This is a genomic window from Kitasatospora sp. NPDC089797 (assembly GCF_040684795.1).
Classification (GTDB): Bacteria; Actinomycetota; Actinomycetes; order Streptomycetales; family Streptomycetaceae; genus Kitasatospora.
The window spans coordinates 60444-80464 of record NZ_JBFBGS010000033.1 but is presented as its reverse complement, the minus strand read 5'-3'; the positions used below and the strand labels follow the sequence as shown (position 1 = coordinate 80464).

General features: G+C 75.3%; 19 protein-coding genes and 1 pseudogene. 12 read left to right on the top strand and 8 right to left on the bottom strand.

Annotation, left to right across the window (positions count from 1 at the left end; genetic code table 11):
- The first annotated feature begins 267 nt into the window (after window positions 1-267).
- Together AB0O91_RS25855 and AB0O91_RS25850 are read left to right on the top strand one after the other, a co-directional pair.
- Window positions 268-1134, top strand: a complete 867-nt coding sequence (locus AB0O91_RS25855) for an IclR family transcriptional regulator (RefSeq protein WP_363437366.1) — start codon at window positions 268-270, stop codon at window positions 1132-1134.
- 264 nt (window positions 1135-1398) lie between these two features.
- Window positions 1399-2193 (top strand): alpha/beta hydrolase, encoded by a 795-nt coding sequence (locus tag AB0O91_RS25850; protein ID WP_363437363.1) that lies wholly within the window; start codon window positions 1399-1401, stop codon window positions 2191-2193.
- A 67-nt stretch (window positions 2194-2260) separates the two neighbouring features.
- Here the strand turns inward: AB0O91_RS25850 and AB0O91_RS25845 are convergent, their stop codons facing one another.
- Together AB0O91_RS25845 and AB0O91_RS25840 are read right to left on the bottom strand one after the other, a co-directional pair.
- Complete coding sequence (locus AB0O91_RS25845) at window positions 2261-2791, bottom strand: universal stress protein (protein ID WP_363437361.1); 531 nt, start codon at window positions 2789-2791, stop codon at window positions 2261-2263.
- A gap of 181 nt (window positions 2792-2972) precedes the next feature.
- A complete protein-coding gene (locus tag AB0O91_RS25840) occupies window positions 2973-3749 on the bottom strand; it encodes a helix-turn-helix domain-containing protein (RefSeq protein WP_363437358.1) in 777 nt (258 codons plus the stop codon).
- 164 nt (window positions 3750-3913) lie between these two features.
- Here AB0O91_RS25840 and AB0O91_RS25835 point away from each other — a divergent pair, with 164 nt between their 5' ends.
- A complete protein-coding gene (locus AB0O91_RS25835) occupies window positions 3914-4810 on the top strand; it encodes an MOSC N-terminal beta barrel domain-containing protein (protein ID WP_363437356.1) in 897 nt (298 codons plus the stop codon).
- Window positions 4811-4885: 75 nt separating this feature from the next.
- On the opposite strand, the gene AB0O91_RS25830 is transcribed toward AB0O91_RS25835, so the two are convergent.
- On the bottom strand, window positions 4886-5218 hold the full coding sequence (locus AB0O91_RS25830) for a ribonuclease (RefSeq protein ID WP_363437425.1): 333 nt from the start codon (window positions 5216-5218) through the stop codon (window positions 4886-4888).
- Window positions 5219-5583: 365 nt separating this feature from the next.
- Here AB0O91_RS25830 and AB0O91_RS25825 point away from each other — a divergent pair, with 365 nt between their 5' ends.
- Both AB0O91_RS25825 and AB0O91_RS25820 read left to right on the top strand, forming a co-directional pair.
- Window positions 5584-7182: a carboxyl transferase domain-containing protein gene (locus AB0O91_RS25825; RefSeq protein WP_363437353.1), complete on the top strand. Its 1599-nt coding sequence runs from the start codon at window positions 5584-5586 to the stop codon at window positions 7180-7182.
- Window positions 7183-7814: 632 nt separating this feature from the next.
- Window positions 7815-8189, top strand: coding sequence for a transglycosylase SLT domain-containing protein (locus AB0O91_RS25820; protein WP_363437350.1), 375 nt, complete (start codon window positions 7815-7817; stop codon window positions 8187-8189).
- Between the two features lie 227 nt (window positions 8190-8416).
- Here AB0O91_RS25820 and AB0O91_RS25815 read toward each other — a convergent pair whose 3' ends face one another.
- Window positions 8417-8875, bottom strand: coding sequence for an HD domain-containing protein (locus AB0O91_RS25815; protein ID WP_363437347.1), 459 nt, complete (start codon window positions 8873-8875; stop codon window positions 8417-8419).
- Between the two features lie 198 nt (window positions 8876-9073).
- Between AB0O91_RS25815 and AB0O91_RS25810 the strand changes: the two genes are divergently transcribed.
- Window positions 9074-10000 carry an AEC family transporter gene (locus tag AB0O91_RS25810; RefSeq protein ID WP_363437344.1) on the top strand — a complete coding sequence of 309 codons (927 nt, stop codon included), beginning with the start codon at window positions 9074-9076 and terminating at the stop codon, window positions 9998-10000.
- Window positions 10001-10078: 78 nt separating this feature from the next.
- Here AB0O91_RS25810 and AB0O91_RS25805 read toward each other — a convergent pair whose 3' ends face one another.
- Window positions 10079-10513 (bottom strand): MarR family transcriptional regulator, encoded by a 435-nt coding sequence (locus tag AB0O91_RS25805; protein WP_363437422.1) that lies wholly within the window; start codon window positions 10511-10513, stop codon window positions 10079-10081.
- 138 nt (window positions 10514-10651) lie between these two features.
- On the opposite strand from AB0O91_RS25805, the gene AB0O91_RS25800 reads away from it, so the two are divergent.
- Window positions 10652-11557 (top strand): alpha/beta fold hydrolase, encoded by a 906-nt coding sequence (locus AB0O91_RS25800; protein WP_363437341.1) that lies wholly within the window; start codon window positions 10652-10654, stop codon window positions 11555-11557.
- Between the two features lie 208 nt (window positions 11558-11765).
- On the top strand, window positions 11766-12290 hold the full coding sequence (locus tag AB0O91_RS25795; protein WP_363437338.1) for a hypothetical protein: 525 nt from the start codon (window positions 11766-11768) through the stop codon (window positions 12288-12290).
- 154 nt (window positions 12291-12444) lie between these two features.
- On the opposite strand, the gene AB0O91_RS25790 is transcribed toward AB0O91_RS25795, so the two are convergent.
- Complete coding sequence (locus AB0O91_RS25790; protein WP_363437335.1) at window positions 12445-12708, bottom strand: dsRBD fold-containing protein; 264 nt, start codon at window positions 12706-12708, stop codon at window positions 12445-12447.
- A 310-nt stretch (window positions 12709-13018) separates the two neighbouring features.
- On the opposite strand from AB0O91_RS25790, the pseudogene AB0O91_RS25785 reads away from it, so the two are divergent.
- Window positions 13019-13858, top strand: a pseudogene (locus tag AB0O91_RS25785) (DMT family transporter); the annotation flags it as partial.
- 224 nt (window positions 13859-14082) lie between these two features.
- Entirely contained in the window at window positions 14083-14778 is a 696-nt protein-coding gene (locus tag AB0O91_RS25780) for a DUF6629 family protein (RefSeq protein ID WP_363437332.1), read from the top strand.
- A gap of 108 nt (window positions 14779-14886) precedes the next feature.
- On the opposite strand, the gene AB0O91_RS25775 is transcribed toward AB0O91_RS25780, so the two are convergent.
- Together AB0O91_RS25775 and AB0O91_RS25770 are read right to left on the bottom strand one after the other, a co-directional pair.
- Window positions 14887-16308, bottom strand: coding sequence for an MFS transporter (locus AB0O91_RS25775; protein WP_363437329.1), 1422 nt, complete (start codon window positions 16306-16308; stop codon window positions 14887-14889).
- Window positions 16305-16928 carry a helix-turn-helix domain-containing protein gene (locus AB0O91_RS25770; RefSeq protein WP_363437326.1) on the bottom strand — a complete coding sequence of 208 codons (624 nt, stop codon included), beginning with the start codon at window positions 16926-16928 and terminating at the stop codon, window positions 16305-16307. The genes AB0O91_RS25775 and AB0O91_RS25770 overlap by 4 nt, the downstream gene beginning before the upstream one ends.
- A gap of 289 nt (window positions 16929-17217) precedes the next feature.
- Here AB0O91_RS25770 and AB0O91_RS25765 point away from each other — a divergent pair, with 289 nt between their 5' ends.
- Window positions 17218-17967: a hypothetical protein gene (locus AB0O91_RS25765; RefSeq protein WP_363437323.1), complete on the top strand. Its 750-nt coding sequence runs from the start codon at window positions 17218-17220 to the stop codon at window positions 17965-17967.
- Between the two features lie 114 nt (window positions 17968-18081).
- Window positions 18082-19917: a helix-hairpin-helix domain-containing protein gene (locus AB0O91_RS25760; protein ID WP_363437320.1), complete on the top strand. Its 1836-nt coding sequence runs from the start codon at window positions 18082-18084 to the stop codon at window positions 19915-19917.
- Window positions 19918-20021: the final 104 nt, after the last annotated feature.

The window sequence follows — 20021 nt, the reverse complement described above, 5'->3', positions numbered from 1 at the left end:
CGTCGAAGCAGGCCCTGACCGGGGCCGGTGGTGGGTGAGTGGTGGGGGTGACGGCAGGGCTCGGCGCCTCGGGTGGGCGACGCCGCCTGCTCGATGGCAGGGACGTTAGGCGTGGGCGATCGACCCCAACAAGAGGCGGTTCACGAAGTTTTGCACTGCACAACGTTGTATCGCAGATGCGGCGATCCGGCCCCGAAGGGGTACGTTCTGACAACCGCCGCCGACGAGCGGGGGAACTCCAGCGGAACCGGACCAGGGAACGGACCCATGACGGAGACGTCGCCCCAGCAACCCCCACCAGCCACCACCCCGGCGCCTGCGCCGTCGCCCGCGCCTGCGCCTGCGCCGAAGAACACCACCGAGCGCAACCAGTCCTCCTCGCTGCGCCGGGCGCTCGCCGTGCTCGGCCACGTCCGGGACCACGGCGACGGGCGGGGCGTCCCGCTCGCCCAACTCGCCGACGGGCTGGGTCTCAACAAGAGCACCGTGCTCCGGCTGGCCGGCCCGCTGCTCGACGAGCACCTGCTCGAACGGGACCGCGAGACCGGCTGGTTCCGACTCGGCCACGGCGCGCTCCGGCTCGGCCAGGCCTATCTGACCACCCTCGACCTGCGCAGCGTCGCCGCCGAACACCTGCGCCGACTCCAGCGCGAGGCCGGGGAGACGGTCCACCTCACGGTCTGGCAGTCCCCGGGGATCGTCTACCTGGACAAGGTCGAGGACGAGACCAACGTCCGGATGGCCTCCCGGGTCGGCAGCCGGGCACCCGCGTACTGCACCGCCACCGGAAAGGCGATCCTCGCCTGGCTGCCCGAGGAGGCGGTCACCGAGGTCGTCGCGGCCGGACTGCGCCCGGTCACCGCCTGGACCATCTCCGACGAGACCCGGCTGCGCGCCGACCTGGCCCGGATCCGGGCCCGCGGCTACTCGATCGACGACCGGGAGAACGAACCCGAGGTGCGCTGCGTGGCCGCGCCGATCTTCGACCACACCGGCGAGGTCACGGCGGCGCTCTCCGTCTCCGGCCTCACCTCGCGGATGACCGCCGCCCGGGTCCGCGCCCTCGGCCCGGTCGTCGCCCAGGTCGGTCTGCGGATCTCCCGCGAACTCGGCTCCGACCGCCAGCCGTCCTGACGGCGGCCGGGAACACCCGCGGCGGGGAACGCTCGTGGCGGGGGCCTCCCGCTGCCCGGAGACGCGGACGGGGCCCGGCGCCTGGAAAGGCACCGGACCCCGTCCGTCCGTGGAGCGCCAGGCCCGGATCGCACGGACTCTTCCTACTGAAAGTAGGACGTGCTCTGGTAGCACCGCTGACGCCTGACGAGGAATCATCTCCCCCGCGACGGGAGTTACAGTACAAGCTCCGTGATCAAGCGCCAAATCGGAGGCGAACCCGGCATGACGAACAGCCGCCCGGAGACCCGACCGGACCCCCAGCCGGACCCGCTGCCGAACCCGCAGCCGACGGCCCGACCGACAGCCCGACCGACGGCCCGGTGGGAGAGCGTCCCGTACGCCGACGGACGGCTGCTGGACGTCCACCGCCCGCCCGGCGACACCGCCGGGCCCGCCCCGGTGGTCCTGCTCTGGCACGGCTCTGGCCCCGACGAGCGCGACGTGCTGCGCCCGCTCGCCCAGGAGGCCGCCGGGCTGGGCCTGTTGGTCCTCGTCCCGGATTGGCGCTCGGACCGGGAGGACGGCGGCCGCGCCGACCTGCTCGCCTCGCTCGCCTTCGCCCACCGCAACGCCGCCCGGTACGGCGGGGATCCGACCCGTTTCGTGCTGGCCGGCTGGTCGCTCGGCGGCCGGGAGGCCGTCGCGGTGGCCACCCACCCGGACACCCCGGCCGACCTCCGCCCCACCGCCGCCGTCGGGATCGCCTCCGCCTACGGCCGCCCGGCCGCCACCACCGGCGACGTCCCGCTCGACCACCTCGCCGCGGCGCCCTCCCCGGTACCGGTCCTGCTGGTGCTGGGGACCACCGACGAGGTGGTGCCGGCCGAGCTCACCCGTCGGCTGCACACCGTGGTGCCGACCGCCGAACTGCTCGAACTCCCCACCGACCACGCCGGCGTGGTGATGACCGTGTACGGCCCCGAGGCCGACCGCTGTCTGCCCGCCACCGACCCCGCCACCGTGGCGGCCGGCCGGCGGACCGCCGCCCTCCTGGCCCGGGCGGCCGGGGTCCGGTAGCGGGCCCGCGGCAGCCGACCGGACCGTCCCGCGCACCCCAACTGCCGTTCCCCGTAAGGGTGTCGGGTCAGGCCCCGGTGACCAGCTCGCGCAACCCGTAACCGCGCTCCAGCGCCTCCAGATCCCGCTGCAACGGCGGCCGCGGGACGGTGAGCACCGGGCAGGTCGCGTACCGGACGCAGTAGGCGGTCACCGACGGCCGGATCAGCCGGGAGAGGCGGCCCCGCTCGCGGCCCGCGCCCAGCACCAGGACGTCGTCCGGCCGGTCGGCGCAGCGCACCAGGGTGTGGGCGGTCTCACCGCGGACGGCCTGGCAGCGCAGCCGCACTCCGGCGTAGCACCCGGCGAAGGCCTCGTCCAGGGCCTGCCGCAGCCGGGCGACGGCGGCATCGCGACCGGCGTCGACCACCGGCGGGCAGACCGAGCGGCGGTACCCGAGCTCGCCCGCCGGCGGGGTCCAGCACAGCACGGCGAGCACCTCGACGTCCGTCCGCCGGGCCTCGGTCACCGCGTGGTGCAGGGCGGCGAGGCTGCCGAGCGAGCCGCTGACGCCGACCACGATCCGGCCCCCGTCCGCACCCGTGTCCGCGTCCGTCATCGTCCGCCTCCGCCTTCCGCCTCGCCGGCCCGGCCGCGTCCGACGCGACCGCCGCGACCGCCCTGCGGCGCGTCACCCCAGCTAAGCGGTCGGCCCCCGGCCGCCCCTGGCCGTTGACGCGGCTCTGACGCGCCGCCCGGCGTTCCGTACGCGTCCCTGATGCCCGCCGGGCCGGGGCGGATCACGCCTCCACCGCTCCTGCCGCCGCTCCCGGTGCGCCCGCCTCCGGCGGCGGCCCCGCGTCCCCGAGGCCGGCGGAGTGGTCGGCGGACACCCGGGCCCGGTGCACCGCGCCGACCGGCGGGACCGGCAGCGGGTGGGCGGCCCGGGTGCGGAAGCCGTCCAGCAGCAGGGCGAGGTGGCGGCGCCAGAGGTCGGCGCGCAGGTCGGTGGCGGCGGGCAGGGCGCGGCAGAGCGGGCCGAGCAGGGACAGCAGGTCCCCGGTGACCACGTCGCGCCGCATGCTGCCCTGCTCCTGGGCGCGGGCGACCAGCGCACCGACGGTGGCGGCGTGCCCCCGGCCGATCCCGGTCGTCCCGGCCGTCCCGGCGGTGCCGAGGGTGCTGGCGGTGCCGGCGGTGCCGGCGGTGCCGGGGGTGCCCGGAACGGCCCGGGTGACCAGGTCGTTGATGCCCCGGTCGGCGGCGACGAGTTCGCAGATCCGCTCGCAGTACCGTTCCAGAGCCGCCCAGGCGTCCCCGGCGGCCAGCGCCTCCCGCCCGGCGGCGGCCAGTCCGGCCCCGGCGTCCGCGAAGACCTCGGCGACCAGCGCCGCACGGGTGGGGAAGTGCCGGTAGAGGGTGGCGTTGCCGACCCCGGCCTCCTTGGCGATCCGGTCCAGCGGCACGTCGAGGCCGTACCGGGAGAACAGGTCGCGGGCGGCAGAGACCAGCAGGTCCCGGTTGCGCCGGGCGTCGCGCCGGAGCCGTCCCGCGGGGTTCGCGCTGCTCGGTGCCATGCAACGACCCTAGCAACCGTACGGCCGCCCGGAGTTCACCGGTTCGATGCCCGGGGCCCGGCCTGCCGGAGTGCGCCGACCGGACCGCTCGGACCGGCAACTACCCTACGGGGAAACGGAACAGCGCGGCCCGGTGCGGCCGCAGGGTACGGGGGCGGGGCGGCATGGCCACGGTGACGGAGTTGCGGTACTACCCCGTGAAGGGGTGCGCCGGAGTGCGCGTGGAGCAGGCGGAGTTGACCCGGGCCGGGCTGGCGCACGACCGGGTGTTCATGGTGGTGGACGAGGAGGGCGGCTTCCGCTCCCAGCGGCGGGACCCGCTGCTGGCCACCGTCCGCCCGACGGTGGCGGAGGGGGGCGGACGGCTGCGGCTCGCCGCGCCGGGGGTGGAGCCGGTGGCGCTCGCCGTGGACACCGAGGGCCCGCGTCGCGAGGTGCGGCTGTTCGGCACGCCGTACCGCGCCGTCGACCAGGGCGAGGAGGCCGCCGCGTGGTTCTCCCAGGTGCTCGGCTCGCCCAGCCGGCTGGTCCGGGTGCCGCCGGAGCACGACCGGGTGGCCGACGGGCTGACCCCGGGGACCTCCGGCTTCGCCGACAGCAGTGCGGTGCACCTGCTGTCCCGCGCGACCCTGGACGACTTCCACGCCCGCGCGGCGGGGGCCGGGGCGCCGCTGCCGGTGGAGCGGTTCCGGCCGAACCTGGTGGTGGACGGCTGGTCGGAGCCGCACACCGAGGACCTGCTCCGCCGCTTCACCGTCGGCGGTGCCGGGGCGGACGCCGAACCGCCGGCCGGACCGGGTGCCGACCTGGACCGCGAGCCGGGCGCCGAGCCGGGCGCCGAGTTGGGCTACACCAAGCTGGCGATCCGCTGCTCGGTGACGCTGGTGGACCAGACCACCGGCGCCAAGGCCGGCCCGGAGCCGCTGCGCACCCTGGCCCGCTACCGCCGGGCGACGGCCGGCGGGGTCGCGTTCGGCAGCAAGTTCTCGGTGCTGCGGCCGGGCACCCTGCGGGTCGGGGACGCGCTGACGGTGAGCGCCTGGGGACCGTCCGAGCTGTAGGCCGAGTGGCGCGCGCCGGAACGGCGGTGGCCCCGGCGGGCTTCCCCGCCGGGGCCACGCGCGCGACGGCGGGCGTCAGCAGGTCTGGTCGACCAGGTAGAACGTGGCGTAGTGGTCGCCGGTGTAGTAGTCCTCCTGGGAGGCCTCGCCGGTGATGATCCGGCGGGTGCCGCGGGTCGGCGCGCCCGGGGTGATGACGGTGTACTCGTGGTAGTACCCGTACGACTGGCTGGGCAGGACACCCTCTCTGTTCTGGAACACCACGCCGTCCTGCGAGTACGGGAACGGCCCGTCCGAGGCGATCAGGTTCAGGGTGTCGGCGGCCTGCGACGGCAGCGCGGACAGGCACACGGTTCCGCTCACGTCGGCGTGCGCGTCGGTGGCGACGGCGACGGGGGCGAGGGTCATCAGGGCGACGGCGGTGATGGCGGCAGCGCGAGTCTTCCACGCGCGTAGAGTGCGAGTCATGTCCACCAGTGTGGCGAGCCACCGACAACTCCGGAAGGCCCCGGAACAACTATTAACCGGCGGGTAACTCCCTTGTCCCACCTGCGACTTCATCCAGACGTCACACTCCGTGGACCGATCGTCGAAGCCGTCCACGAACCGCCCGCGGCCCCCTTGGGTCGACCGCCGTCGAACAACCGCGGCCCCCGCTGTCGGGCTCCTCACACCTTCACAGCACTCCCACAGCGGCCGCTCCCCGCCGCATAGAGTCATGGATCGCGACGGGCAGCCGGAACGATCTCCGACGGGCGGACAACGGGGTGGACATGGGTACGGGAACGGACACCGCGCTGACGGCGCACCAGCTGATCGGGCTGCTGGTCGACCCCGGCGGCTTCGACAGCTGGGACGAGCCGCCCGCCGCACCGCCGGCCGACCCGGGCTACCGCGCCTCGCTCGACCGGGCCCGCGAGCGCACCGGCCTGGACGAGGCGGTGCTCACCGGCCGCGGCCTGGTCCACGGGCGGCCGGTCGCCCTGGTCGCCTCCGAGTTCCGCTTCCTCGGCGGGTCGATCGGCGTCGCCACCGCCGAACGGATCACCCGGGCCGTCGAACGCGCCACCGCCGAGCGGCTCCCGCTGCTCGCCCTGCCGGTCTCCGGCGGCACCAGGATGCAGGAGGGCTCGGCGGCCTTCCTCTGCATGCTTCGCATCACCGCGGCCGTCCAGGCCCACCGCGCGGCGGGCCTCCCCTACCTCAGCTACCTGCGCAACCCGACCATGGGCGGGGTCTTCGCCTCCTGGGGCACCCTCGGCCAGCTGGTCCTCGCCGAACCGGGCGCCCGCCTCGGCTTCCTCGGCCCCCGGGTGTACGAGGAACTGCGCGGCGTCGAGCTCCCGCCGGACGTCCAGCGGGCCGAGACGCTGGCCGGGAACGGGCTGGTCGACGCCGTGGTGCCGCCGCAGGAGCTGCGCGAGCTGCTCCGCCGCACGCTCACCGTGCTCGGCACGACCCCTCCCCTTCCTCCTGCCGCTCCCCTTTCCTCCGGCCCCGCCTCCGCTCCGCCGTCCCCCCGGCCCGCGGGACCGGACGCCGCGACACCGGACGCCGCAGCACCGAACGTCACGACACCGGACGCCGCCGCCGCGGACGCCGGGACACCGGACGCCTGGGACTCCGTCCGCCGCACCCGCCGCCCGGACCGCCCCGGCACCCGCGAGCTACTCCGCCGCACCGCCGAGGAGCTGGTGCTGCTCGACGCGCCCGGCGGCCGTGACGGCGCCCTGGTCCGCGCGCTCGCCGTGCTCGGCGGCCATCCCGTCCTGGTCGTCGGCCAGGAGCGGCGGAGCGCGGCGCACGAGCGCCCCTTCACCGCCGCCGACCTGCGGGCCGTCCGGCGCAGCGCCCGGCTGGCCGAGGAGCTGGGCCTGCCGCTGGTCACCGTGGTGGACACCGCCGGGGCCGAGTTGTCCGCCCGGGCCGAACGGGAGGGGATCGCGGTCGAGATCGCGCACTGCCTGACCACCCTGCTCGCCCTGCGCACCCCCGTCCTCGCCGTCCTGCTCGGCCAGGGCTCCGGCGGCGGTGCGCTCGCCCTGCTCCCGGCCGACCGGGTGCTGGCCGCCGGGCACGCCTGGCTGGCGCCGCTGCCGCCGGAGGGCGCCTCGGCGATCGTGCACCGGGACGGCGCCCACGCCGCCGAGCTGGCCCGCTCCCAGGGCATCGACGCCCACCGGCTGGCCGAGGTCGGCCTGGTCGACGAGGTGGTCGACGAGCTGCCGGACGCCGCCGAGGAGCCGGCGGCCTTCTGTGCGCGCCTCGGCGGGGCGGTCGTCCGGGCGCTGGGCGAGCTGTCGGCCACCGGCGGGACGGAGCGGCTCGCCGCCCGGGCACTCCGGCACCGGCGCCTGGGCGACCTCCGCTGAGCCCCGCCCTGCTCCGACGCCCGGCCGGTCCACGGCACTCGTCCGTCCACGGCACTCGCCCGTCCCCGGCGCTCGCCCGTCCCCGATCGCGGCCTTCGCCCCCGAAGGCGGCCTTCGGTGGCCTTGCGCGCCCGGCCCGCCACGGAACGCGACCGATTCCTGTGGCGCCGGGCACAGATCGTCAGTACCCAAAGTGCTGTGACCGGATCGTGCGGTGACGGCGGCCGCCGCTAAACGGTGAGTGCGCTCACAGGCGAAACGTGCCTACGACGGACGGTAGTGGTGCCCCCGGGCCGCTTCGCCCACCCCCGGAGCAGGCCCCGGCGGGACGGCGTCCGCCCAGCTCGGAGCCGGTCCGGACACCTCCCCCGGAGGCCCCTTCGAATCCACGGCCCCCGGCGCGCGTACGACCGTCCGTCGTAACGAGGGGGTCTTGGCGGCGGCCGATCCGGTCTGGCAACAATGGCTCTCGTCGTCAGCCGCACCGGCACCTGTCCCGCCGGTGGACGGCTTTTCGCCGAGTCGCGCCCCACCACCACAACGGCCCCTGTCCGGCCCGTGGAGCTGGGTGGAGCGCGACTCAGCCCAACCTGATTGAGGTCTTGTCCTACATGCCCACTTTCAAGCTCCGTATGCGCACCTCTGCCGCCGTTCTCGCCGGCACCGCCGCCCTCACCGCCCTGGGCGCGGGTGTGCTCCCCGCCACCGCGAACGCCGCGACCGCCTCCCCGCAGACCCTCGCCGCGCAGATCGTCCCGGCGAACCAGCTGGCCTCCTTCAGCCAGATCATCTCCCACGAGTCCGGCTGGAACGTCTCCGCGACCAACGCGAGCTCCGGCGCCTACGGCCTGGGCCAGGCGCTGCCGGGCTCCAAGATGGCCTCCGCCGGCTCCGACTGGAAGACCAACCCGGCCACCCAGATCAAGTGGGCGCTGGACTACATGAACTCCCGCTACGGCAGCCCGAACGCCGCCTGGAACTTCTGGCAGGCCAACCACTGGTACTAAGCCGACCGACCACCGGCGTACCAGCGTCCCACCTGTCTCCTGACCTCATCCCCCTCACCCTTGGGGCCGGACAGGGACCACCGGGGTGACCCGAGAGGGCCCGGGCCCGCGCGATCCGCGTGGCCCGGGCCCTCTCGTGCCTTGTCCGCTGCGGCTTCCCGTCGCGCCTTCCCGGCACACCTTCCCCCGTGGCGTCCCACCGCGCCGGGGCCGTGCCGGGGCCCGTCTCAGAGGTCCCCGGTGAGCCCCAGCAGCTCCCGCATCCGCGCGTACTTGGCGGCCAGCCGCTCGGCGGTCGCCGGATCCAGCGAGGCCAGCCGGGCCGGGTCCGTGTTGTGCGCCAGGTCGGCGCGCTTGACCAGCAGCGCCCCGGGTGTGGCCAGGATCCGCGCGGTGTACGCCTCGACCGGCTCGTCGGGCCGCCGGGTGAGCGCGTCCACGATCGCCTTGGTCTCCGCCGGCAGCGCGGCCCGCGCCAGCCACTCCCGGCTCAGCCGGTCGTCCTCGACGGTGTCGTGCAGCCAGCCCGCCGCGACCTGCGCCTCGCTGCCGCCGCGGGCCGCCGTGCCACGGGCGACCGCCGCGATGTGCTCGCTGTACGGGTGGCCGTTCTTGTCCGTCTGCCCCCGGTGGGCACCGCGCGCGACGGCCTCCACCTCGGACAGGCTCAGGTACTGGTCCTCCACCGGGCCATCGTAGGCCGGACCCGCCGACCGGTGACAACCGCGGCACGGTCCGTCACCTCACCCCGGGCCCGATGATCAACTCCCCGACGGCCACTGGTTTACTGCCTCAGGGGGGTTCTCGGCGGTTCCGATGGTCCTGGACCCCGGGCGGGCGACACCCGCCGTACCCGGCAGGCCCGTCGAGCGATCCGAGGAACCATGCATGCCCTCCATCCGCTGCTGTCCGCCTTCGCCCCGATCTGGGTGCTCACCGCGGTCGGCTACGTCGTCGCCCGCGCCGGACTGCTCGGACCGCAGGCGGAGTTGATCCTGACCCGCTTCGTCTTCCACGTCGCGATGCCGGCCGCGCTCTTCCTGATGATCGCCCGCACCTCGCTGGGGCGCTTCGCCAACCCGTCGATGCTCGCCTTCGTGTCCGGCACCGCCGTCGCGACCGGCCTCGGACTGCTCGTCGGGCGCCTGCTGTTCCGCCGCGAGCGCGGTGAACTCGCGATCGGCGCGATGGCCTCCGGCTACGTCAACTCCGCCAACCTCGGCATCCCGGTGACCATGCAGGTGGTCGGCGACGCCTCCTTCGTCGGACCGGTGATCCTCTTCCAGATCCTGCTGGTCACCCCCGCCGTACTGGCCGTGCTGGACAGCGGCGCGGCCGGTCGGCGGGCCCTGCTCACCCTGCCGCTGCGCAACCCGATCCTGCTCGCCACCGCCCTCGGCGCGGTCGCCTCCGCGACCGGGTTCCACCTGCCCGCCGAGCTCAACCACTCGGCCGACCTGCTCGGCGCCGCCGGTGTGCCCACCGCCCTGGTCGCCCTCGGCATGTCGCTGCACAACCGGCCGCCCGCGGAGGGCCGTTCACGCCGCGCGGAGGTCGGACTGACGGTCGCGATCAAGACCCTGGTCCAGCCGCTGGTCGCACTGGTGGTGGCCGGCCCGGTGCTCCACCTGCCCACCCACCAACTGCTCACCGTGGTGCTGTTCTCCGCCCTGCCGACGGCCCAGAACATCTACACCTACGCCCGCGAGTACGGGCAGGGCACCGAACTCGCCCGGGACACCGTGCTCTGGTCGACGCTGGCCTCGATGGTGACCCTGTCCGTGATCGCCTGGAGCCTGGGCCCCTCCTAGCGCCGGGGGCGCTGGGGCACTGAGGGCGCTGGGTACTGAGGGCGCCGGGCGCTGCCGGACCCGGCCGGCTCCTCCCGGCTACGCCTCGCGGGCGGTGGCGACCACCGAGGTCATCGCCTCCAGGAAGCGCCGGGCGGTCGCCAGCTCCGCCGGCTCGAACCGGCCCATCTCCGCGACCAGGGCCCCGATCAGCCCGCCGAAGAAGCCCTGCCCCAGCTCCATCGCCCGCTCCTCCACCACCAGCAGCACCCTCCGCCGGTCCTGCGGGTCGCGCTCGCGGCGGATCAGCCCGAGCCGCTCCAGCCGGTCCACCAGGCCGGTGGTACCGGCCGAGTTCAGCCGCAACGCCTCCCCGAGCCGTCCCGGGGTGACCACCTCCCCGGCGCGGGCGGCGTCCAGCAGGTGGATCAGGGCCCGCAGATCGGTCGGGTGCAGACCGCTACGGGCTGCGAACTCCGCCCCGAACAGGTCGAGTTCGACCGTCAGACCGCGCAGCAGGTGGACCAGCCGCATCGGCTCCACAACCTCGGACACCCTGTCGCCCTCCCTCGGGCACGCCTGTGCCATTATTCTCTCGTTGAACGAGAGACTCGTTCGACGAGTGAGTTTATGCGTATCCGCACGCGATCACACCACACCCCGCGGAGGCCCATGATGTCCGCCCGCACCACCCCCTCCCCCGTGCCGCGCCTCGCCGCCTTCCTCGCCGCGTACGACCGGCTGCTCGCCCGCTGGCCCGTACCGGTCGAGGCCCTCACCGTCCGCACCGCCCACGGCACCACCCGGATCAACGCCTGCGGCCCGGCCGACGGCCGCCCGCTCGTCCTGCTCCACGGCGGTGGCGCCACCTCCACCATGTGGTTCGCCAACGCCGGCGCCTGGGCCGAAGCCGGCCACCGGGTCCTCGCCGTCGACCTCATCGGCGACCCCGGCCGCAGCATCCACGACGGTGCCCCGCTCGGCGACCTCCCCGGCCTGCTCGGTTGGCTGGACGCCGTGCTGGACCGACTCGGCATCGCCGAAGCCGACTTCTGCGGCCACTCGTACGGCGCCTGGATCGCCCTCCGGTACGCGCTGCACGCGCCCGCCCGGGTCGGCCGGCTCGCCCTCCTCGACCCCACCCAGTGCTTCGTCGGCTTCCGCCCCGGCTACCTCCTGCGCGCCGCCCCGCTCTTCCTGCCCGGCCGCACCCCGCACCGCGCCCGCTCCTACCTCGACTGGGAAGCGACCGGCGGGCCCCGGACGGATCCGGACTGGCGCGAGCTCTACGCCCTCGGCTACGCCGACTTCCCCGCCTCCCCCGTCGTCACCGGTCCCCGCCCCACCCCCGCCCGTCTCCACGCCCTCACCGCGCCCACGCCCGTGCCCGTGCTCGCGCTCTACGCCGACCACTCCCGCACCCACCGCGCCCACCGCGCCGCCGAAGCCACCCGCCGCGCCCTCCCCCACGCCACCGTGGCCACGGTCCCCGGCGCCACCCACCACAACCTGCCAATGGCCGCCGCCCCCGAGGTCAACCGGCACGTCCTCACCTTCCTCACCCCACAGCACCCCTGACCGGGCCTCGGCCACCCCGCCCCCGTCTCGGCCCCTGCTCCGATCCGATGGCCCACGGAGCATCACGTCCGATGGCCTACGGAGCATCACGGCGCCCGGCGTCCGGAAACCGACGCCCGTTCAAGTCTCCTGCCCCGACCGACACTTGGCGCTGGCACACTGTCGCCCCGCAGCAGCACCACTCCCACGTCCCTCCCTTGGAGCAGCCATGGCCGTGTCCCTCCGACGTCTCGCCCCCGCGGCGGTCCTCGCGCTCGCCGCCCTGACCGTGACCCCGGGCGGCGCCTCCGCCGCCGCACCGGCCCGCGCCGTCGACACCTCCCCGGGCGACCACCTGGGGCTGACCTGGTCGGTGCTGGAGCAGCGCGGGACCTCGGTGCACGTCGGGACGGACCGCCTCAGCAACCCCTACCTCGGCGACACCGACGCCGCGACCGAACTGCCCGTGCTCTGCATCCGGCTGGACGGCCGCCCGGCACCGGACGGGATCCCGACCAGCGGCTTCCACAGCTGGGCGGGCGGCGAGGTCGCGGTCACGGACCCGACCGCGGGCTCCGACCTGACCGGCCGCGACGCCGGCGACGAGCTCTGCGCGGACACCTTCGGCGGCGACTGGCGTATGGCGGAGTTCCACGACGGTGAGGGCTGGTCGCTCTGGGCCACCGGCTCGCTCCCGCAGGGCACCCGGTTCTGGACGGCCATCAACGACCAGCCGGCCAACCCCTGGAGCTGACCGCACCGGTCCGTTCCCGCGGCGGTCGTGCCGCCCGGTACGGCTGCCCCGGGAGCGGCGCGCTCCTGGGGAACGCGGGCGCTCGGTCCACGGGGTGCCCGGACCGGCCGCACCGGGTGGGCGGGACCCGTTCCGGCACCGTCGGCGGCCGCCGTCAGTAGATCAGATAGCCCGGGCGGTGCCCCTCGTCGTCGATCTCCCCGGTGGCCTGGGCCCGCAGCTTGCGGGACAGCTCCTCCAGGGCCCGGGAGGCCGCGACCTCCTCGCCGATCCTGGCGAGCGGGCGGTCCTCCGCGCTCTTCTCCGCCTCTCCGTGCGCGCTCAGGCCGGGCGCTCTCGCGCCGGTCAACCTCGCGTCGCACACCGTGTGCACGCCGTCTTCGTCGAAGCTCAGCTCCACGTCCCACTGGTTGTGCATGCCACACCTCCTGGCGCCGGCCCCCGTCGCGCCGGTCCGGGCCGCGCCGGGCGGAGGACCCGTGGCGGCCGCTCACACCAGCGTGCGCCCGCCCCACCCGCAGCGGCAAGCGCGGCAGTTGCGCTGCCGGGAGCAGCGGTGCGGACGGTGGCGATGCGGACGGTGGCCGTCACCGCCGGTGCGGGAGGCCCGCGTCCGATCGGCCCGGGCGCCGCCCCGGCGGTACGCTGACGGAAGCGCGCCGCGACCGCCGATCCTCCCCCGGAACCGCCGGCGCGGCGCGGGGCAGCGACAACCTGGTGGTCCCTCCGTGGCGGTCTTCCTCCTGGCTCTGGGCGCGGCCTGCTGTCTGGGACTCGGCTTCGTCCTCCAGCAGCACGCGGCGCAACGGGCCCCCCGTGCCGACCTGCTGCGCTGGCGCCTGCTGCTGGACCTGATGCGGATGCCCGAGTGGCTGCTCGGCACCGGGTTCATGGTCGGCGGTCTGCTGCTGTCCGCGCTCGCGCTGAACCAGGGCGAGGTCTCCCTGGTCGAGCCGTTGCTGGCAACCAACCTGATCTTCGCCATGGCGCTCTCCCGGGTGCTGACCCGTCAGAGCCTCGGCCGCTCGGGCTGGGCCGGGGTGCTGCTGCTCGGCCTCGGGGTGACGGCGTTCATCGTGGCCGGGCAGCCGACCGGCGGCGGCCCGCCCGCCGGGGAACTGCGCCACTGGCTGGTGGTCGGCACGGTGGTCGGGCTGACCCTGCTGCTGGTGGCACTGGCCCGACGGCTGCCGCTGTTCGAGGAGGCCACCCTGCTGGCCCTCGCCGCCGGACTCCTCTACGGCCTCCAGGACGCGCTCACCCGCACCACCACCCAGCGCCTCGACCAGAGCGGCCTCACCGCGGTGCTGCGCACCTGGCAGCCGTACGCGGTGGTGGTGGCGGGCGTGGTCGGACTGCTGCTGGTGCAGAGCGCCTTCGAAGCCGCCCCGCTGCGGATGTCCCTCCCCGCGCTGACCGCCGCCCAGCCGCTCGCCGGGATCGCCTGCGCGGTCGGCTTCCTGGGCGACCGACTGCGGGTCACCCCGGCCGCGCTGGCCTGGCAGGCGGTCGGGCTGGTGGCGATCGTGGTCGGAGTGATCGTGATCGGCCGACATCCCGCGCTGCCCGGCAGCATCCGCGACACCCTGGAGAGCGTCGGGGCGCCACCGGAAGGGCCGCCCACCGACGGCCGCACGAGCGGCGACGGCGACGAGCCCGGCAACAACGCAGGCGACGGAAACGGGCCTGGCAGAAGCGAGCGCGGCGGCAACGAGCGCGACAACGGGGCCGGCGACGGTGCCGACGGCGGCCGTACCACCGGAGTGGACGGCCCGGGCGAGTAGGCGGAGCGATGTGCTGGAGCGCCCAGGCGGACGCCGTGGTCGGCGGGGCGGTCGCGGCCGTCGGCGTGGCCTGTCTGGTGCGGGCCGCGCGGGCCGGACGACCGCAGCGGCTGCTGCTGGCCGCGCTCCCGCTGGTGCTGGGCGTGCACCAGCTCGTCGAGGCACTGGTCTGGCTGGGCACGGAGGGCGAGTTGCCGTCGGGCCTCGCCCGGGCGGCCCGCACCGCCTGGGCGGTGATCGCCCTGCCGCTGCTGCCGGTGCTGGTCCCCACCGGCGTCCGGTGCGCGGCCGGGGAGCCCGGACACCCGGCCGACGCCGGCCGACGCCGCGCGCTCGGCCTGCTGGCCCTGCTGGGCGCAGCGGTGGCGGTCCCGCTCGCGGTCGCCGTCGCCACCCGCCCGGTGACGGCCTCCCCGCACGGCCACACCCTCGGCTACGCCGTCGGCATCCCGCACTCGGCCCTCCTGCTCGCCGGTTACCTCCTCACCACGGTCGGCTCCCTCCTGCTCAGCGGCGACCGCCTGCTCCGCCGCCTCGGCCTGCTCACCGGAGCGGGCGCTGTGGTCTGCGCCCTGCTCTGGCGGTTCGCGTTCGTCTCCACCTGGTGTGCCCTCGCTGCCCTGGCCAGCCTCCTGCTCCTTCACTGGGCGGGGAGACCGCCCATGGTCCACCTGCTGGGGCAACCGGCCACGGACCGCCGCTGATCCGCCGCGCCCGGCCACCGACCCGGGCTGCCCGCGCCCGTACCCGCGCCCGGTCGGTCGGCTTCCACCGGTCGCCTGCCCGGTTTCTGCCCGGTCTCTGCCCAGCGGCTACGGCCGGGCCGGCTCCTTCGCTCCGTCCTCTGCCAACGCCTGCCCACCCTGTTCACTCAGCCCGCTCTGCCCGCTCTGCCCGCTCTGCCCGCTCTGCCCACCGACGCCGTCGGCCTCGGCCCCGCCGTGCCCCCGTAGGCGGTCCATCTCCCGCCATTCCGGCCGCAGGCCGGTCAGCGTGGTGCTGGCCGCATACAGGAGGCCGGCCACGAGCAGGCTGGGTATCAGACCGACCAGGGCGACCGCCGCACCCGCGAGGATCCCGCCGAGCGGGACGCCTGCCCAGGCCAGGGAGTCCCCGAGGGCGTGGACCCGCCCGAGGAGGCGCCGGGGGATCCGTTCGAAGAAGAGCGCGCCGAGGATCGGGTTGAGGAAGCCCGCGCCCAGACCGCCCACGGCGAAGACCACGACCACCAGCCACATCGGCGCGCCCAGGGCCAGCACCAGGAAGCGCGGGGCACCCGCCGCCAGGTACCCGACGAAGAAGACCGTCCGACGCGGCAGCCGGTGGGCGAGCACCGCCGCGATCAGGCTGCCGGCCACCGCCGTGACGCCCATGACGCTGCCGATCAGGCCGAGCGCGACCGGTCCGTTGCCGGACTCCCGGGCCCAGACCGGGACCAAGACGGTCGCGAACCCGGCGTCGAGCAGATTGGTGACGCCGATCAGGAGCGTCACCGTGAGCAGCAGGGGCTCGGTCCGCAGGAAGGCGAAGCCCTCCCGGAACCTCCGCCAGTACCCGTCGCCGTCCTGCGCGGACGCGCCCGGGCCCGCGTCAGGGTCGGGTTCGGAATCCACGCCCGGCACCACCGGGCGCCCCATGCCCCGCGGCAGCGCCAGCGCGATGACCAGTGACCCGAGGGCGAACGTGCCCGCGTTGACCGCCAGCCCGGCCAGCGGCCCCATCAACGCGACCAGCCCGCCGCCGACCGCCGGGCCGACGGTGGAGGCCAGCCGCTCGGTGACCCCGGCCAGCCCGGTCGCCCGCTCCATCGGCACCCGGGCGTGGTCGGCGGCCTCCGGCACCATGACGGACTTGGCCAAGTCGCCCGGCCCGCGCATCGCGCCGATCACCGCGACCATCACCAGCAGCGCCCAGAACGGCAGCAGCCCCCGGGCCTGCAGCAGCGGGACCAGCCCGGCCGCGACCGCACTCACCGCGTCAGTCGTCCACGACACCAGCCGCGGCCCGAGCCGGTCGACCAGCGGCCCGGTCAGCGCCTTGACCAGCACGTACGGCGCCATCTCGACGAAGGCGACCAGGCCCGTCCGGGTGGCGCTGCCGGTGGTGGCCAGCACGAACCAGGGCAGGGCGATGGCCGAGACCCGGGTGCCGGTCAGGGAGACCGCCATGGCGGTGAGCACTCCGGCCAGGGGCCGGAAGCTGCGCGCGGGCCGATCGGTGATGGTGGCCGTCATTCCGCACTCCCCTCCTCCGGTTCGAACGGCCCCTGCGGATCGGGCAGCACGTGGAACACCACGGAGACCTGTTCGCTGCCCTCCGGCACCGGCCCGTCGGCGCCGACCCTGCGGTAGCGCCGGAGGACCGCGGACAGCTCCCCGGTCAGTTGCTCGGCCTCGGCGGGGGTGAGTTGCAGCAGTGCGTCGCTGAGGTCGACCGCCCTGCGCCACTCCCTGGGCATGGTCTCGAAGGCGTCCAGCGAGCGCTGCGCGATCAGGGTGTGGCCGCCCAGGACGGAGCGCAGGAATTCCGCGGCCGCTCCGGCCTCGTCGTCCGCCATGGACTCCGCCGTCCAGACCGTCGTCCGGTGCACCGCACGCCACCACCGGTCGCGGGCGTTGCCGCGCTCGGTGTCCTCCTCGACGAAGCCCGCGGCCGCGAGCTGGCGCAGGTGGTAGCTGGTGGCCCCGGAGTTGAGCCCCAGCTGTTCGGCGAGCTTGGTCGCCGTGGACGGGCCGTGCTTGCGCAGCAGCCCGATCAGTCGCATCCGCACGGGGTGGGCCATCGCCCTCATGCCCTGGGCAGTGAGGACGACGTGCGGGTCGTCACTGTGCATCCAGCCGCGGTCATCGGTCATGGCGAAGAGCGTAGAACCACAAAGAATCCTTTGCAAAGGGTTTTTTGCGAAGAGTTCTCTGCGGTCGCCGCGCGGGCGTCCGGGGCCGGGCGGCGACCGCACCCCGCCCCGCCGCTCGGCGGACCGCCCACCCGCCGCTCGGCGGGGGCCGCGGCCCGGTTCGGGTCCCGGAGCCGGATTGTCACCCGGACGGCGGAGGCGCAGGCTGGCACCAGGGCCCGGGAAGCGGCCCGCCCCGGTCGGCCGCGGACTCGATGACGGCCGCCGGTCCGGCACGAGGGGCAGGGCGATGGCACGCGGGAAGCTCTGGGGCTACGTCGCGTCGGGTGCCCGGGTACTGGGCGTCCTCGGTGGCGCGCGCGGCGGCGCCCGGCGCAAGGGCGGTCAGGGCGCGGCGGAGGGCCTCGGCCCGTTCCCGCGGGTCGCCATGGCCGGGCCCCGGACGCTGTCCCGGACGGAGCTCGACCAGCTGTGCTGGACCGGTCGGCAGGCCGGCTGCGAGCCGCAGGCGCGGCACGTCCAGCTCGCCGAGGTGGTGCACCGGGTGGTGCGCGGCGGCGGCCGGGCGGCGGCCGTCACGGTCCGCCTGGCCCCGGGGCTGCCGGTGGTGGCCGGGGACGGCCGCCGGTTGGAGGCCGCGATCGCCGGGCTGCTCGACCACGCGATCCGGCGCAGCCCGCTGGGCGGCCGGGTGCTGGTCCGGGCGGACGTCCGGCGCACCGGCCCGGCGGCGCCCCGGACCCCGACCGGACGGACCCCCACCGGACGAACCCCGACCGGACGGACGGCGGGCGGACGGACGGCCTGCGGGCGCAGCAGCGGGAGCGGCCGGGAGCGGGTGGAGCTGCGGATATCCGACCGCGGTAGCTACGAGCCGCCGGGGAGCCGGGAACGGCCGCCGACCGACGCACGGGCCGCCGAACCGGTGGGCCCGGCCCTGCAGGGCCTGGTACTGGCGGCCGGCGGAGGGCTCACGGTCGAACCGACCCCCGGCGGCGGCCTGACCGTGGTGCTGCTGCTCGCGGTCGCCTACGACTGACCGCCGGGCCTCCCGTCCCGGCTCCCCGACCGGACCCGGGCCCGCCCCGGAGCCGCGAACGGCGAGCACCGACGGCGAACGGCGACCGGAGCCCGCCGAACCTAGACTTGCCCCATGCCCCGGCTCAACGACCAGGTCAGGGACCTGCTCCAGGAGTACGCCGACCTGATCAACATCACCGGCGGGGACGCCTTCCGGGCCCGCGCCTACGAGAAGGCCGCCCGGGCCGTCGGCGCGCACCCCGAGGACCTGGCCGACCTGGACGTCAGGGGACTCCAGCAGATCCCCGGCGTCGGCCGGTCCACCGCCGAGAAGATCGCCGAGTACCTCGGCTCCGGAACGATCGCCGCGCTGGACGCCCTGCGCGCCGAGATCCCGCCCGGCGTACGGGAGATGACGGCCGTCCCCGGGGTCGGCCCGAAGCGCGCCCTCGCCCTCCACCGCGACCTCGGCATCGCCTCCGTGGACGAACTCGCCGCCGCGGTCCGCGCCGACCGGCTCTCCGACCTGGCCGGCTTCGGCGAGCGCAGCGGGGAGAAGATCCTGCACGGCATCGAGCTGATGCGGCAGTCCGGCGGCCGGACCCTCCTCGACACCGCGACCGAGCTGGCCGAGCAACTGGTCGAGGCGCTCTCCGCCGTTCCCGGCTGCACCCGCTGCGCGTACGCGGGTTCGCTGCGCCGGATGCGCGAGACGGTCGGCGACATCGACGTGCTGGCGACCGCCGCCGACTCCGCGCCGCTGATGGCCGCGCTCACCGAACTCCCGTACGTGGCCGAGGTGATCGGCAGCGGGCCGACCAAGACCTCGGTGCGCACCACGGAGGGGATCCAGGTGGACCTGCGGGTCGTCCCCGAGGAGGACTGGGGCGCCGCGCTGGTCTACTTCACCGGTTCCAAGGCGCACAACATCAAGTTGCGCACCAGGGCGGTGCGGGCCGGTCTGAAGCTCTCCGAGTACGGGCTGTTCGAGGTCGACGACGAGCCGGACGGCGCGGAGGGCAGGGGCGACAACGGCGGCAAGGGCGACGAGAGGAGCAGGGCGGGCAGGGCGGGCAAGGGCTCGCGGCAGGGCGCCCGGGACGGCGCCAAGGTGGTCTCCGCGACCGAGGAGGAGGTCTACGCGGCGCTCGGCCTGCCCTGGATCCCGCCGCCGTTGCGCGAGGACCGGGGCGAGATCGAGGCCGCGCTGAACGGCGAACTCCCGGACCTGATCCGGGAGTCGGACCTGCGCGGCGACCTGCACACCCACACCGACCTGACCGACGGGCTGGCCACCCTCACCGAGATGGTCGACACGGCGGCGGCCCGCGGCTACTCCTACTACGCCGTCACCGACCACGCGCCGGACCTGGTGATGCAGCGGATGACCGACGAGAAGATGCTCGCCCAGCGCGCGGAACTGCGCCGACTCGCCGACCGCCACCGGAAGTTGCGCCTCCTGCACGGCACCGAGCTGAACATCGGGCCGGACGGCGGGGTGGACTGGCCGCCCGAGTTCCTGGCCGGCTTCGACGTCTGCGTGGCCTCCGTGCACTCGCACTTCACCCTCGACCGCGCCGCCCAGACCCGTCGGCTGATCCGCGCCTGCGAGAACCCGTACGTCCACGTCATCGGGCACCTCACCACCCGCCGGATCGGTCGGCGCGGTCCGATCGACGTCGACCTGGACGCGGTGTTCGCGGCCGCCGCGCGCACCGGCACCGCGATCGAGATCAACAGCTCGCCGCAGCGGCTGGACCTGCGCGACGAGGACGTGCTGCGGGCCAAGCGGCACGGCGTGCGGTTCGCGATCGACAGCGACGCCCACGCCACCGGCCAGCTGGGCTACCCGCGGTTCGGCATCGGTACGGCGCAACGCGGCTGGCTCACCGTCGAGGACGTGGTCAACGCCTGGACGTGGCAGCGGCTGAAGCACTTCCTCCGCAAGGACGCGGTGGCGAAGCAGTAGCGGAGCGGAGCGACGACGACCGGCGTAGTAGACGACACCCGTAGTGACGACACCCGTAGTGAGCGGCCCGCCCGAAACCGGACCGCCCACCCGCCGGAGCAGCC